11 protein-coding genes are annotated in these 14236 nt (G+C 41.1%); 7 read left to right on the top strand and 4 right to left on the bottom strand.

What is annotated here, in order from left to right:
* Positions 1-637: 637 nt before the first annotated feature.
* Complete coding sequence (locus ESY88_RS10395) at positions 638-2284, top strand: M1 family metallopeptidase (RefSeq protein ID WP_147086704.1); 1647 nt, start codon at positions 638-640, stop codon at positions 2282-2284.
* A 314-nt stretch (positions 2285-2598) separates the two neighbouring features.
* Here ESY88_RS10395 and ESY88_RS21010 read toward each other — a convergent pair whose 3' ends face one another.
* The 4 genes from ESY88_RS21010 to ESY88_RS10380 form a co-directional block, all read right to left on the bottom strand.
* Positions 2599-2766, bottom strand: coding sequence for a hypothetical protein (locus ESY88_RS21010; RefSeq protein WP_189702580.1), 168 nt, complete (start codon positions 2764-2766; stop codon positions 2599-2601).
* Between the two features lie 104 nt (positions 2767-2870).
* Positions 2871-4331: a sigma 54-interacting transcriptional regulator gene (locus ESY88_RS10390; RefSeq protein WP_147086703.1), complete on the bottom strand. Its 1461-nt coding sequence runs from the start codon at positions 4329-4331 to the stop codon at positions 2871-2873.
* Positions 4332-4476: 145 nt separating this feature from the next.
* Positions 4477-5604 carry a vWA domain-containing protein gene (locus ESY88_RS10385; protein WP_147086702.1) on the bottom strand — a complete coding sequence of 376 codons (1128 nt, stop codon included), beginning with the start codon at positions 5602-5604 and terminating at the stop codon, positions 4477-4479.
* A 373-nt stretch (positions 5605-5977) separates the two neighbouring features.
* Positions 5978-6655 carry a Crp/Fnr family transcriptional regulator gene (locus tag ESY88_RS10380; RefSeq protein ID WP_189702577.1) on the bottom strand — a complete coding sequence of 226 codons (678 nt, stop codon included), beginning with the start codon at positions 6653-6655 and terminating at the stop codon, positions 5978-5980.
* Between the two features lie 105 nt (positions 6656-6760).
* On the opposite strand from ESY88_RS10380, the gene ESY88_RS10375 reads away from it, so the two are divergent.
* The 6 genes from ESY88_RS10375 (at position 6761) to ESY88_RS10350 (ending at position 14229) form a co-directional block, all read left to right on the top strand.
* Positions 6761-9199, top strand: coding sequence for a heavy metal translocating P-type ATPase (locus ESY88_RS10375; protein ID WP_147086701.1), 2439 nt, complete (start codon positions 6761-6763; stop codon positions 9197-9199).
* A 62-nt stretch (positions 9200-9261) separates the two neighbouring features.
* Complete coding sequence (hemN, locus tag ESY88_RS10370) at positions 9262-10626, top strand: oxygen-independent coproporphyrinogen III oxidase (protein WP_147086700.1); 1365 nt, start codon at positions 9262-9264, stop codon at positions 10624-10626.
* A 75-nt stretch (positions 10627-10701) separates the two neighbouring features.
* Positions 10702-10887, top strand: coding sequence for a cbb3-type cytochrome oxidase assembly protein CcoS (gene ccoS, locus ESY88_RS10365; protein WP_147086699.1), 186 nt, complete (start codon positions 10702-10704; stop codon positions 10885-10887).
* Positions 10888-10897: 10 nt separating this feature from the next.
* Positions 10898-13090, top strand: coding sequence for a cytochrome-c oxidase, cbb3-type subunit I (ccoN, locus tag ESY88_RS10360; RefSeq protein ID WP_147086698.1), 2193 nt, complete (start codon positions 10898-10900; stop codon positions 13088-13090).
* Positions 13091-13093: 3 nt separating this feature from the next.
* Positions 13094-13279 (top strand): CcoQ/FixQ family Cbb3-type cytochrome c oxidase assembly chaperone, encoded by a 186-nt coding sequence (locus tag ESY88_RS10355; RefSeq protein ID WP_147086697.1) that lies wholly within the window; start codon positions 13094-13096, stop codon positions 13277-13279.
* Positions 13276-14229, top strand: coding sequence for a cbb3-type cytochrome c oxidase N-terminal domain-containing protein (locus ESY88_RS10350; RefSeq protein WP_147086696.1), 954 nt, complete (start codon positions 13276-13278; stop codon positions 14227-14229). Before ESY88_RS10355 ends, ESY88_RS10350 begins: the two co-directional genes overlap by 4 nt.
* Positions 14230-14236 lie beyond the last annotated feature (7 nt).

Raw genomic sequence — 14236 nt, 5'->3', positions numbered from 1 at the left:
ATTATTGCCCTTAAGCAAAAATTAGGTGTGACCCTTGTGAAAATTATGGTTCCGGCGCAAATCGGCTAGGATCTTTAAAAATTAATCGTGAACATCACAAGACCCTGATAAACAACCTAAAACTAACTTAAATTTAAAAATAAGCTCAACAAATATGTATGGATGGTATGATATTACGTACAATTGGAACATGCAATACGCATAACCCATACTTAGAGTCATTTTTTAATGCAACTCGAAGCAAATTTTACATTAGACCACTGGGATTTCAAAATTCCGATTTCAATTTGCAAGGGTTTCAGTCTAAACACCCCAAAGCGTTTTTATTAATAACGGCAAGGTTTCCGAAGAACAGCTTATGAACAAGCATCAATAACCGCGGGGTATGAATTGAAAGATGTTCTTTGTATTTCGGAACAAGCCTCGAGGAATAAAACCCTCTGTAGGGATTGAAATCTTAATCGAAATGTCTTTAGAAGATCTCAAAATCGCTTATTTTTCTTCGGAAATAATTCAGCGCTATTGGACAGGTTTGAAAGTAATCAGGTCTTAGCAAATCAAATGATGTAAGATTGCGACAATTTTGTTAACTTCAATCCTCCAATTGAAAACAACCGGATAAAACCATTTTTAAAACATGAAGCACTTTATAATAGGCATTCTGCTTTTAGCCTTTGATTTGTCAATAGCCGCCCAAGGTCTTATGGCAGATAAACAGGCACAATTCACACATCAAGACAGCTTGCGTGGCAGCATTACCCCAGAACGTGCTTGGTGGGATTTGACTTATTACCACTTAGAGGTTCAAATCAATCCAGACGATAAATCCATTAAGGGCAAAAACACAGTTCAATACACAGTTTTAAATCCAAAAAAGACCCTTCAAATTGATTTGCAATCGCCTTTGACCATTAGTAAAATCGTTCAAGATGGTAAGGAATTGCAGTTCAAAAGCGACGGAAACGCACATTTTGTAACTCTTGAGCATCCACAACCAAAAGGAAGCACACAAAATTTGGAGGTTTATTATGAAGGCCACCCCAAAGTAGCCGTTAGAGCGCCTTGGGATGGCGGATTTTCATGGAAAAAAGATGACAATGGCAATGATTTTATCGCCACCTCGTGCCAAGGTCTGGGTGCCAGTGTTTGGTGGCCTTGCAAAGACCACATGTACGATGAAGTGGATAGCATGCTCATAAGTGTGACCGTGCCAAAAGATTTGATGGATGTGTCTAACGGAAGGCTACGCAGTAAAGAGCAGCATAAAGACGGCACTTCGACCTACAATTGGTTTGTGGGCAATCCCATCAATAATTATGGTGTGAATGTGAATGTTGGCGATTATGTACATTTTGCGGAAGACTATGCAGGCGAAAACGGTAATTTAACTATGGATTACTACGTTTTACCCGCTAACTTAGAAAAGGCCAAAGTACAGTTTAAGGATGCCACAAGAATGATGGAAGCTTTTGAATATTGGTTTGGTCCCTATCCGTTTTATGAGGATGGCTTTAAACTTGTGGAAGTCCCGTATTTAGGCATGGAGCATCAAAGTTCTGTGACTTATGGCAACCAATACATGAATGGCTATTTGGGACGCGATTTGTCTGGAACCGGTTGGGGACTAAAATTCGATTTCATCATCATTCACGAATCTGGCCACGAATGGTTTGCCAACAATATCACTAACAAGGACATTGCCGATATGTGGATTCATGAAGGCTTCACAGCGTATTCTGAAAATTTATTCTTGGATTATTTTTACGGAAAAGAAGCTTCCTCTGCTTACGTGATTGGCACGCGTCGCATCATTGAGAACGACAAGCCAATCATAGGGCCTTATGGCGTAAACCAAGAAGGCTCTGGCGATATGTATTACAAAGGTGCCAATATATTGCACACCCTGCGTCAATTGATTAATGACGATCAAAAATGGCGACAGATTTTGCGTGGCTTAAATGAAGTATTCTATCATCAAACGGTCACCACCAAGCAAATTGAAGATTATATAAGTCAAGAATCGGGAATGGATTTGAGCGCATTCTTCAATCAATATCTACGAGATATACGAATTCCAACTTTGGAATATTCCGTTGAAAACAATCAATTGAAATACCGCTGGGCAAATGTTGTGGCTGATTTTAAAATGCCAGTTCAAGTCAGCATCGCCGATGAAGCAATTTGGCTATACCCTACTTCCGCATGGAAAAACATGAAACTTGAATCTAATATTAAGACCATTGACCTTGATGCTGATTTTTATGTGTTTTCCAAAAGACTGTGAGTTCAACTTTATTGATAAACCGAAACCTGTGAGGTTTGAACAAACCAATTTGTTGGTTAAACCATAAAATGCAATTCAGGAGCTCAGCAACTATTCCGAAGCCTAAACAATCAATGAGCTCGGAGCAAGCTCACAAAGTATGAATTGAAAGATGTTCTTTATATTTCGAGGCAAGCCTCTGGGAATACAACCCTCTGGAGGAATTAAAATAAAAAAGACCTGCAAGAGTTTAAAATCTTGCAGGTCTCATAATTGTAATACAAATGTATACTTGATAAAACATTCAGGTACATCAACTTTGATTGGCCAATACCCTAGGCATTATCCCGAGGTTGGTGCTTTTCCTGTTTCTGTTTCACTTGAGGATTGATTTCCTTCCCGTCTGAGGCCTTTTCTTTAATATTAATGGCTTGTTCCTTTAGACCTTGCTTGTTCAAATCACGTTGCTTTTCGTGCTCTTGTTCACTTTTTCCTGGTTTCATACTATTCGGTTTTATAAATGGATTCAACATATCTAAAATTATGACATATTATAAAATCAGCAGCGTTCAAAAGCATCAAAAATTGACTTGAAAGCAATTAAGCACTAAATACCACTGATATAACTGCCATAAGGATCTTGAAACTGGATGCCTTCCGTAAAGCGGAATTTGCTCAATTGCTTAAATTCCACCAAAGCCCATAGCACAAATTCCTTTACGAAGTAACTGTCTTCTTTTTTCAGCTTAGACTGGTGTTCTGCCAACAAATCATTCAAAGGGGAAATGGCATCGAGTAAATTTTTATATTCCTTATCTCTCACATCATCCAATAATTCGAATCCGTCTTTTTGATTAAAGAACCAAGATACGATTGGGTCGTAGGGAGTTTCTTCTTGTTGTTTTTTCAACTTTTCAATCGCTGGGAAAAATTCTGGAAACAAACTTTTTACCGCTTCACCAATGAGGTTGTAAGCCACCATGGCTGCACCTTCTTGCTCACCTTCATAAACCAATTCCACTTTCCCGGTAATGGATGGAATGATCCCCACAAAATCACTCATTCGCAAGGTTGTTTTCTCGTCACCTGATCGCAAGGCACGACGCTCGGCAGTGCTCAATAAGTTCTCTAAAGCGGTAATGCTCAATCGGGCACTTACCCCACTTTTAGAATCTATAAACTCACTTTCTCTCGCTTCAAAAACAATTTGCTCGAGTAAATCCCTCGCCAAATCTGGCACCATGACGTTTTCTTTTTGACTTTCCACCAACTTGGCTTCTTGCTCTGTGATTAAACGTGCGGTCTCAATATCAGTGGGATAATGGGTCAAGATCTGACTTCCAATTCTATCTTTCAAAGGCGTGACAATGCTTCCTCGGTTGGTATAATCTTCAGGATTTGCTGTGAATATAAATTGCACATCCAATGGCAATCGCAATTTGAAGCCACGAATTTGAATATCCCCTTCCTGCAAAATATTGAACAAGGCTACCTGGATTCTTGCCTGCAAATCTGGCAATTCGTTGATGACAAAAATACATCGGTTTGCACGCGGAATCATTCCGTAGTGAATCACGCGATCATCGGCATAACTCAATTTCAAGTTGGCCGCTTTTATGGGATCTACGTCACCAATCAAATCGGCAACAGTCACATCTGGCGTGGCCAATTTTTCGGCAAACCGTTCACTGCGATGCAACCATGTAATTGGGGTGTCGTCTCCTTTTTCAGCAATCAACTCTTTCGCATAACGCGATATTGGGTTGAAGGGATCGTCATTGATCTCAGAACCTTCCACCAAGGGGATGTGCTCATCCAATAAATTGAGCATGAGTCGCGCCAAACGTGTTTTCGCTTGACCGCGTAATCCCAGAAGGTTGATGTTATGTCTTGATAAAATGGCACGCTCCAATTCTGGAATCACGGTGTTTTCATAGCCATGAACGCCCTCAAACGTGGTTTCTTTATTCCTTATTTTCTGAATCAAATTATCACGCAGCTCATCCTTGATGGATTTCGATTGGTACTTTGATTTTTTTAATTCGCCTAGTGTTGTAATTTCTGTCATATTTGCCTCTCCCTAACCCTCTCCAAGGGAGAGGGAACTGTTGGGGGTGTTTAATTAGTAAATTTATTTTTATTTGTAAAATCTTCTTTTTAGGAAGATTTTGATTAGCCTTGGCTCCTTCCCTTTCGGGAAGGTCGGGAGGAGCTTATCCTCTAATCCGTTTTTTCCTATTGGTTTCATAATCCTCAAAAATCATCTCGCCCAAACCTTTTAAGCCTGTATAAAAGGCCTTGCCTTGGTTGGCTTTTGTGAATTCTTGCACAAATTGCATGAGATAAGGGTCTTGCGCAATCATGAAGGTGGTGATGGGGATGTGTAACTTTCTGGCTTGTCCGGCCATGGCGTAGCACTTGTTCGTGATATGCGGATTGAGGCCGTTACTGTCTTTATAATATTGACCATCGGGCAAACGCAAGCAACTTGGTTTCCCATCGGTAATCATAAAAATCTGTTTGTTGGTGTTTCGTTTTCTGCGGAGTAAATCCAGCGCCAATTGCAATCCTGCCACGGTATTGGTATGGTAGGGACCTACTTTTAAATAGGGCAGATCGGCAATTTCAATTTGCCAGGAATCATTACCAAAAACGATAATATCCAAAGTGTCTTTTGGGTAACGCGAGGTTATCAATTCGGCAAGCGCCATCGCCACTTTCTTGGCCGGTGTGATGCGATCTTCGCCATAGAGAATCATACTGTGGCTGATATCGATCATCAATACGGTGCTCATTTGGGATTTGTGCATGGTTTCCTCAACCACCAGATCATCTTCCGAAATACTGAAATCCCCGATACCATGATTGATTTGTGCATTTTTCAAGCTTTCCGTCATTGACACCTTATCCAGGGCATCCCCAAACTGGTAGTCTCTAAAATCGCCAGTGTGCTCATCGCCAATACCTGGACTCTTACTTTGATGATTGCCACGACCACTTTTTCTAAGTGCTCCAAAGATTTGGTTCAAGGCCTGCTGGCGAATGGCGCGTTCGGTCTTGGCCGTAATGGCCATCCCACCCTTGCCATCAATATCGATTTCCTCTTTGATGTATCCTTTTTTCTTAAGGTCCTCGATAAAATCATCTATGGTATATTCGGCAGTGGTCAATTCATATTCCTTGTCCAACTGCTTTAACCAATCGATGGCTTCATCAAAATCGCCTGAGGTGTGGGTAATCAACTCCTTGAAGATCTCAAAAAGTTTGTCGAATGGGGATTGATTGGGCGCTTCGTAAGGTTTAAAGACGAAGCCTTTTTTGTGTTTGTTCTCTTTTTTCATGCTCTATAAAAATACGACTATTTAGACGCACAAATCTTAAAGCTTTATTAAAAAATAAGTGTTGGGCTAAGAATTTTGGCCACCTGCTTTGCTTTAAAAAGAAATTCTATTTCTTTTTTGTGTGGATTCGTGATATCTGAGAGATATGCGTGCCATTCGCTACTCATTGTTTTCGGCTTACTGCAACTCTCGAAAATCAATGTCCACATATCGGGTTCAATTACAAGTAAAAAGACTAAAACCCATAACGCTTGTAAAGTGCAGCTTCAAGTTCAAATTCAAATTTTAGTTCAAGTTCAAATTCAAGTTCAAATTCAAGTTCAAATTCAAGTTCAAGTTCAAGTTCAAGTTCAAATTCAAGTTCAAATTCAACTTATTCTACCTGTCTCAGTTTCTCAAGATTTTCGATTTTAATAAGTTTGCCTTCCGTAGAAATGAAACCGTCTTTTTTGAATTGGGATAGGATTCTAATCGTAGATTCTGTTGCTGTCCCAACAATACTCGCATAATCCTCTCGAGAGAGCACTACGCTTAAATAGCCATTGGCATCGACACCAAAGGTACGATGCACATAAAGAAGGGTTTCGGCAATGCGTTGTTTTACCGATTTTTGTGCCATATTGACAAGGTCGTCTTCAGAATTCTTTAAGTCCTTTGCGAAATTTTGAAGCACATCAAAAGAGAACTCTTGATTTTTTTGAAGCGGGTTTACGATTTGATCTCTAGGTACATAGCACAATTCAATATCATTGAGCGCCACTGCGCTTAAATTGGTGCGTTCATTGCTAATTACCGAGCGTTGCCCAATCATATCGCCACGACCCAATAATTTCACAGTCTGGTCCTTGCCATTGGCATTCAATTTTGTGAGCTTGGCAACACCATCCCTCACACAAAAAACCCCATTGAGCGCCTCACCCTCTTCAAAAATAACATCTCCCTTTTTAAAGAACCGCGTCGTCTTGCAGTCTGACACCAGCTTAAGCTCCTCCTTCGTCATGGATTTCATAGCACTCAATTGCCTGGCAATACAATGATCACATCTGGTCATACCCTACTATTTATAAACTGCAAAAATACACATAACATGACAATTATCATATTTTAAAGCTTGTTGATTTTTGACCTTTGCACCAGGTATAAATGAGCAAATAATATGGAACAAAATCATTGTTTCCACTGTGGTGATGATTGCAACTCATCGGTAATTCGTTATGACGACAAAGCATTTTGTTGTAATGGCTGCAAAACGGTGTACGAGATATTTTCTGAAAACGACTTGACTTGCTATTACGATTTGCAGGCGTCCCCTGGTGCAGTCCCTAAAGAAATTGAAGGGAAATACGATTTTTTGTCCCAAGCCAATATCATTGAGAAACTTACCGAATTCAACGACGGTAAAACCCAAGTGGCCAATTTATACATTCCGCATATTCACTGCAGTTCTTGTATTTGGATTCTGGAAAACCTCAACAAACTCAATCCCAATATCACGACCTCACAAGTGAACTTCGGAAAAAAGAGCGTTAGGGTAACTTACAATGCTGAAAAAGGGTCACTAAAAGAAACCGTATTGCTGCTCAGCAGCATTGGGTATGAGCCTTACATTTCATTAGACGATTTTAAAACTGGACAGCAAAAAGTGAACCGCTCGCTCATCTACAAAGTGGGGATTGCTGGTTTTGCCTTTGGTAATGTGATGTTTCTGTCGTTTCCCGAGTATTTTGAAGTCGGCGAATTTTGGCTGGAACAGTATAAAGTCTTTTTCCGTTGGCTGATGTTTGCCTTTAGCTTGCCCGTTGTGTTTTATGCGGGTGCCGATTATTTCACATCGGCCTACAAGGGACTGCGTGCCAATTTGCTCAACATTGATGTGCCCATCGCACTCGGTATTGCCGTATTGTTTCTGCGAAGTACCGTAGAAATCATTTTCGATTTGGGCTCGGGCTTTTTTGACAGCTTAACGGGCTTGGTGTTCTTTTTGTTATTGGGCAGGTTCTTTCAGCAAAAAACCTATAATTTCTTATCCTTTGAGCGCGATTATAAATCGTATTTCCCAATTGCGGTTACCATAATTTCTTCGGAAGGGATTGAAACTCCAATCCAAGTGTACGACATTAAAAAGGGCGACCGTTTGCTCATTAGAAACGAAGAATTGATCCCAGTTGACGGCATTCTCATCAACGGAAGGGCAAAAATAGACTACAGTTTTGTCACGGGAGAATCGGAAACATTGAGTAAAGTCTCTGGCGATAAATTGTTTGCTGGTGGCAAGCAGACTTCTGGCGTTTTGGAAATGGAAGCCATCAAATCTGTCGAGCAAAGTTATTTGACCCAATTGTGGAGTAATGATGTTTTTAGCAAAAACAAGGAAGATGGTTTTACCACATTAACCAATAAAATCAGTAAGCGATTTACGTTTGCAGTACTTAGTATCGCGGTAATTGCAACCACCTATTGGCTTTTTGTTGACGCCTCCAAAGCGATGAACGTCTTTACTGCAGTGCTTATTATTGCCTGCCCTTGTGCCATTGCTTTAGCAGCGCCTTTTACCTTCGGTAATTTATTGCGCATCTTCGGTAAGCTGAAGTTCTACGTCAAGAATGCCTCCGTCATTGAACAATTGGCAGCGATTGATACCATCATTTTCGACAAGACCGGCACCATCACCTCCAACAAGCACAGCAGCGCCACCTATGATGGTGTGACCTTGAATGCTTCCGAAGAAATCCTTTTAAAGAACACGCTTCGTGGCTCCAACCACCCTTTAAGCCGGACGCTCTATGATATTTTGGATGAAAACAACATCATTACACTCAATCATTTTGAGGAGCATCTGGGCAAAGGCATTGAGGCCACACACAATTTGGACCGCATTAAAATTGGCTCTGCGAGTTTTGTAGGCGCTGCAAATTCCTCCATACTAAATACACAAGTGCATATTAGCACCAACGACAGCTACAAAGGCAAATACACCTTTTACAACAGTTATAGAAAGGGCTTGGCGAAATTGTTCAACCAACTCAAAAAACAGTATGATTTGGTCATTCTTTCTGGCGATAACGAAGGTGAGCTTGAAAATTTGAAAAAGTTGTTGCCCTCAAAAACCAAATTGATTTTCAACCAAAAACCAGACGATAAGCTGGAGTATATCAAATTTCATCAAACTGAAGGCGCAAAAGTGTTGATGGTTGGCGATGGTCTAAATGATGCTGGTGCCTTGGCGCAAAGCGACGTGGGCATTGCCTTGTCTGAAAACGTCAACGTATTCTCACCCGCCTGTGATGCCATTTTGGATGCGAGCAAGTTCAACCAACTCCATCAATTTATCAAGGCTTCAAAAAGTGCCATCCGTATTGTGAAATGGAGTTTTATACTCTCACTGTTTTATAACAGCATCGGCCTCTATTTTGCGGTTACCGGGCAATTGGCACCCGTGATTGCAGCGATTTTAATGCCTTTGAGTTCCATCAGCATCGTCGTGTTCACAACCATTGCCACCAATAATATTGGAGCCTTGCGAACGCCTAAAAAGAACGCTGCCAAGTTTCAGCATCAAAAAAGACCAAACGCCTTGCGGCAGGCTAAAGTTTGATTGAAACACTTCATTTTCCGAAGAAAAAAATAAAATTGACAATCTGTTAAAAAGAATTGATCATGAATAAAACACTCATTAAGAAATACAACATTCCAGGACCGCGATATACGAGTTATCCTACCGTTCCGTTTTGGGATCTCGAGGCTTTTACCAAAGACCTTTGGATGAAATCCTTTAAGCGTTCCTTTATAGAAAGCAACAGCGATCAAGGCATTAGTTTATACATTCATTTACCATTTTGTGAGAGCCTTTGTACGTTTTGCGCCTGCCACAAACACATTACCAAACGCCATGGCATGGAAGATCCTTACATAAAAACTGTTTTAAAGGAATGGGACTTGTACGTCAATGAAATGCCAGAAAAACCAGTCATCAAGGAAATCCATTTGGGTGGTGGCACCCCAACCTTTTTCTCTAGCGAGAATTTGAGTTTGTTGATCAAAGGCATTTTAGAACCTTCGGTTTTACACGCCGATTATGAGTTCAGTTTTGAAGGGCATCCCAACAATACCACAAAAGAGCAATTGCAAGCCCTTTACGATTTAGGGTTTACCAGGGTGAGTTATGGGATTCAGGATTATGATCCCAAAGTACAGGCGGCCATTCACAGATTGCAGACGTTCGAGCAGGTAGAGAAAGTGACCCAATGGTCTCGAGAGATTGGCTATACGTCCATAAGCCACGATTTGATTTTTGGCTTGCCATTTCAAACCCTTGACAGCATCAAAAATAGTATTGAAAAAACAAAAAGTCTATTGCCCGATCGTATTTCATTTTACAGTTATGCGCATGTGCCGTGGGTAAAAGGTGTTGGTCAACGCGGTTTTGATGAAGCCGATATCCCAAAGGACGATGAAAAACGCGCCCTCTATGAAACTGGAAAGCAAATGTTTCTAGACCTTGGTTACGAAGAAATTGGCATGGACCATTTCGCCTTAAAATCTGACCAGCTTTATAAGGCCATGAAAAACCAAACCCTACACCGCAATTTTATGGGGTACACCACCAACACCACGCAGTTGATGATTGGCCTGGGCATGTCGGCCATTAGCGATAGTTGGTATGGCTTTGCGCAGAATGTAAAAACCGTAAAGGAATATGAAGCCCTAGTGGCTTCAGGAGAAATACCAGTGTTTAAGGGGCATCTACTTTCTGAAGAAGACTTGATTATTAGACAGCACATCTTGAACATCATGTGTCAATTGGAAACCGCTTGGGAGGAAGATCGCATGGCGTTTCCGCAGTTAGCATCGGTTTTGGACTCCCTGAAAGAGGCAGAAAACGATGGCATTGTGCATATGGGCAACGAACGGTTGACCATTCCGGAAGCTGCAAAACCCTTCATTAGAAACATTTGTATGGCCTTCGATTTGAAACTGCATCAAAAGCAATCCGAGACCCAGATTTTCTCGATGACCATATAAATTATAGGAACATGATAAAAATCATATTCTAAAAACCCAATTCAACTTAATTTTGAACCATAACTTCTAATAGGTATGAGTGTTATATATATTTTACTGAGTATCAGCATTATTGTTGCTGTGGTGTTTTTCATTGCCTTTATTATGGCAGTAAGAAGTGGTCAGTACGATGATAGTTACACACCTTCCGTTAGAATGCTATTTGACGATGAACTCGTAAAAGAGGATTCCAAAACCAAGACCGACAATTCAAAAGATTAATTAATTCACTATGGAAGTTCAACAATTCTACTACGACAATAAGATTGTCAAAAAATTTCTCTACGCCACGATGTTCTGGGGCGTTGTTGGGATGCTTGTGGGCCTGCTACTCGCCTACCTCTTCTTATTCCCTAACTTAACCGATGGTGTATCCTGGTTGAGTTTTGGCCGATTAAGACCATTGCATACCAACGCCATTATTTTCGCCTTTGTGGGGAACGCCATATTTGCTGGGGTGTATTACTCTTCCCAACGTTTGTTGAAAGCGCGAATGTTTAGCGATAAACTTAGTGATATCAACTTTTGGGGCTGGCAATTGATTATTGTGGGTGCTGCGATTACCTTACCACTAGGGTATACGACATCAAAAGAATATGCTGAGCTCGAGTGGCCTTTTGATATCGCCATTGCCGTGATTTGGGTGGTTTTTGGATGGAATTTGATTGGTACCATTCTCAAAAGAAGACAACGCCATCTCTATGTGGCTATTTGGTTTTACATCGCCACATTTGTGACCGTAGCCGTATTGCATATTTTCAATAGTTTGGAATTACCAGTAAGCGGATTGAAGAGTTACTCTGTTTACGCCGGTGTTCAAGATGCCTTGGTACAATGGTGGTATGGGCACAATGCGGTAGCCTTTTTCTTGACCACACCATTTTTGGGCTTAATGTATTATTTTGTGCCTAAAGCCGCGAACAGGCCGGTGTACTCCTATCGCTTATCCATCATCCACTTTTGGTCGCTCATCTTCATTTACATTTGGGCAGGCCCTCACCACTTACTATACACAGCCCTTCCAGAATGGGCGCAAAACTTAGGGGTTGCCTTTTCTGTAATGCTATTGATGCCATCTTGGGGTGGGATGATCAACGGGTTATTGACACTTCGTGGCGCTTGGGATAAAGTGAGAACAGATCCTGTTCTTAAATTCTTTGTGGTCGCAATCACAGGTTATGGGATGGCCACCTTTGAGGGTCCAATGTTATCACTCAAAAATGTGAATGCCATTGCCCATTATACAGATTGGATTATTGCACACGTGCACGTTGGTGCGCTTGCATGGAACGGCTTCTTGGCCTTTGGTATGATTTATTACTTGATCCCAAGAATGACCAAAACCAGCTTATATTCCGTGAAATTGGCAAACTTGCATTTTTGGATTGGCACGCTGGGTATCATCATGTATGCCCTACCCATGTATGTTGCAGGCTTTACCCAAGCCAGTATGTGGAAACAATTTAATCCTGATGGCACCTTACTCTACGGAAACTTCTTGGAAACTGTGACTGAAATCATGCCAATGTACGCCATGAGAGCTATTGGTGGTACCCTTTACATTATTGGTATGATCGTGTTGGTGTACAACATTATTGCAACCATTAGAAAAGGAAGTCCTATTGCCGATGAATTGGCTGAAGCTGCAGCATTACAAAATGTTTCAAAACACCGCACAACTGGTGAGGGATGGCACACTTGGTTAGAGCGTAAGCCGGTTAAACTAACCATTTTTGCGACCATCGCCATTTTAATTGGTGGTATTGTTCAAATTGTACCCACGCTAATGATAGACTCAAACATACCAACAATAAGCAGCGTGAGACCCTACACAGCTTTAGAATTGGAAGGTCGAGATCTTTACATACGAGAAGGTTGTGTAGGCTGTCACTCACAAATGGTAAGGCCATTTAGAAGTGAGGTTGAGCGATACGGTGAATTTTCCAAAGCCGGAGAGTTTGTTTATGACCACCCACATCTATGGGGAAGTAAACGAACTGGTCCAGATTTACATCGGGTTGGCGGCAAATATTCAGATAGTTGGCACCTTAACCACATGTACGACCCTCAAAGCACCTCATCAGGCTCCATCATGCCGTCTTATAAATGGATCATTACCGATGAGTTGGACAAATCCATGACCGAGGACAAAATGAGAGTCATGGTAAAACTCGGGGTGCCTTACACCGATGCTGAGATTGAAAACGCACAGCAGTCTATGTTGGATCAAGGCACTGCCATTGAACAAAACCTCTACTCCGATCCCGATTTTGTGGATACTTACGAGGCCGATAAAAAAGCAGCTGGAGAGGAGTTCATTGAGATGCGCAACCGCGAAATCGTAGCCTTGATCGCCTATTTACAGCGTTTGGGAACAGATATTAAAGTCAAGGATTTAGAAGTCACAACATCACAAAATCAATAGACCATGTTAAAATTTGTAAAAAACCACATGGAGAGCATTACTGGGATTGAAATATATCCCATGATCTCCCTAATTATATTTTTCACTTTTTTTGTGCTCCTATTTTGGTGGGTCGTTACTGCAAAGAAAGAGTATATCACTAATGTTAGCAATCTTCCTTTAGAGGATGAAAATACCACAGACCTATGAAAAACTCAATCCCAGCCTGGCTAAGGATACCAATTGTGTTCCTCATTATTGTCGTTTTAGTAGAACTTACCATTGATTCTGGTAATAAATTGGCGATTATAGAGAGACCTGAAGTTAGCTTATTTTTAATTTTCGTGCTCTTATTACTCATTGGTATTGAAGCCATAGTGAGATCCTTGGAAAATATTCTCTACCAAACTTTAGATGCTGAAGCTAAAGAACGCTACAATCTAAAGCGCAGCAGCCAATCAAAGGTGTTGATTTGGGTAAAAGAAACCTACGCCAAATTACGTGGCGGCAAGGAAATGGAGGAAGAGCATGAGATCATCCTAGACCATAACTACGATGGTATTCGTGAGTTGGACAATGATCTGCCACCATGGTGGCTTTATGGGTTCTATGCCTCTATCGTCTTTGCATTTGTCTATATGGCAAGGTACCACATCTTTGATGGTGAGAATCAATATGATGAATTACAAGCCAATTTGGAACAGGCAAAGGTGGAAATTGAAGAGTATAAAAAAGGCGCCAAGGATTTGGTGGATTTCAGCACCGTGACTGTTTTAGTAGATGCCTCAGATTTAAAGGCGGGTAAAACCATTTATGAAATGAACTGTGTCGCTTGCCATAAAGCAGATGGTGGTGGCGGTATTGGACCAAATTTAACCGACAAGCATTGGATTTTAGGTGGAGGCATAAAAAATGTCTTCAAAACAATTTCTGAAGGTGGTCGCGCAGGAAAAGGCATGATCGCTTGGAAACAAAGTCTAAAACCAGCTGAAATGGCTCAAGTGTCCAGTTACGTGTTACAATTTCAAGGCACAACACCTACCGATGGTAAGGAACAAGAGGGTGATATTTGGGTCGATGAGAATGCACCAAAGGAAGCCATACCCTCTAGCGCTATGGAAGTGAAGTCTAATGACGTACTGGAAATCGAGAAAGACTGAATACAAT

This window comes from Subsaximicrobium wynnwilliamsii (genome assembly GCF_007997225.1).
Lineage (GTDB): Bacteria > Bacteroidota > Bacteroidia > Flavobacteriales > Flavobacteriaceae > Psychroserpens > Psychroserpens wynnwilliamsii.
Note: the sequence above shows the minus strand (reverse complement) of the source record. Positions and strands in the feature narration are given on the sequence as shown.

What these genes read in the sequence shown, in the direction of transcription:
- hemN (WP_147086700.1), top strand. Translation starts at nt 9,262, where the DNA reads ATGAATAAAACACTCATTAAGAAATACAACATTCCAGGACCGCGATAT.
- ESY88_RS10355 (WP_147086697.1), top strand. Translation starts at nt 13,094, where the DNA reads ATGTTAAAATTTGTAAAAAACCACATGGAGAGCATTACTGGGATTGAA.
- ESY88_RS10350 (WP_147086696.1), top strand. Translation starts at nt 13,276, where the DNA reads ATGAAAAACTCAATCCCAGCCTGGCTAAGGATACCAATTGTGTTCCTC.
- ccoS (WP_147086699.1), top strand. Translation starts at nt 10,702, where the DNA reads ATGAGTGTTATATATATTTTACTGAGTATCAGCATTATTGTTGCTGTG.
- ccoN (WP_147086698.1), top strand. Translation starts at nt 10,898, where the DNA reads ATGGAAGTTCAACAATTCTACTACGACAATAAGATTGTCAAAAAATTT.
- ESY88_RS21010 (WP_189702580.1), bottom strand. Translation starts at nt 2,766, where the DNA reads ATGAAACCAGGAAAAAGTGAACAAGAGCACGAAAAGCAACGTGATTTG.
- ESY88_RS10380 (WP_189702577.1), bottom strand. Translation starts at nt 6,655, where the DNA reads ATGACCAGATGTGATCATTGTATTGCCAGGCAATTGAGTGCTATGAAA.
- ESY88_RS10390 (WP_147086703.1), bottom strand. Translation starts at nt 4,331, where the DNA reads ATGACAGAAATTACAACACTAGGCGAATTAAAAAAATCAAAGTACCAA.
- ESY88_RS10395 (WP_147086704.1), top strand. Translation starts at nt 638, where the DNA reads ATGAAGCACTTTATAATAGGCATTCTGCTTTTAGCCTTTGATTTGTCA.
- ESY88_RS10385 (WP_147086702.1), bottom strand. Translation starts at nt 5,604, where the DNA reads ATGAAAAAAGAGAACAAACACAAAAAAGGCTTCGTCTTTAAACCTTAC.
- ESY88_RS10375 (WP_147086701.1), top strand. Translation starts at nt 6,761, where the DNA reads ATGGAACAAAATCATTGTTTCCACTGTGGTGATGATTGCAACTCATCG.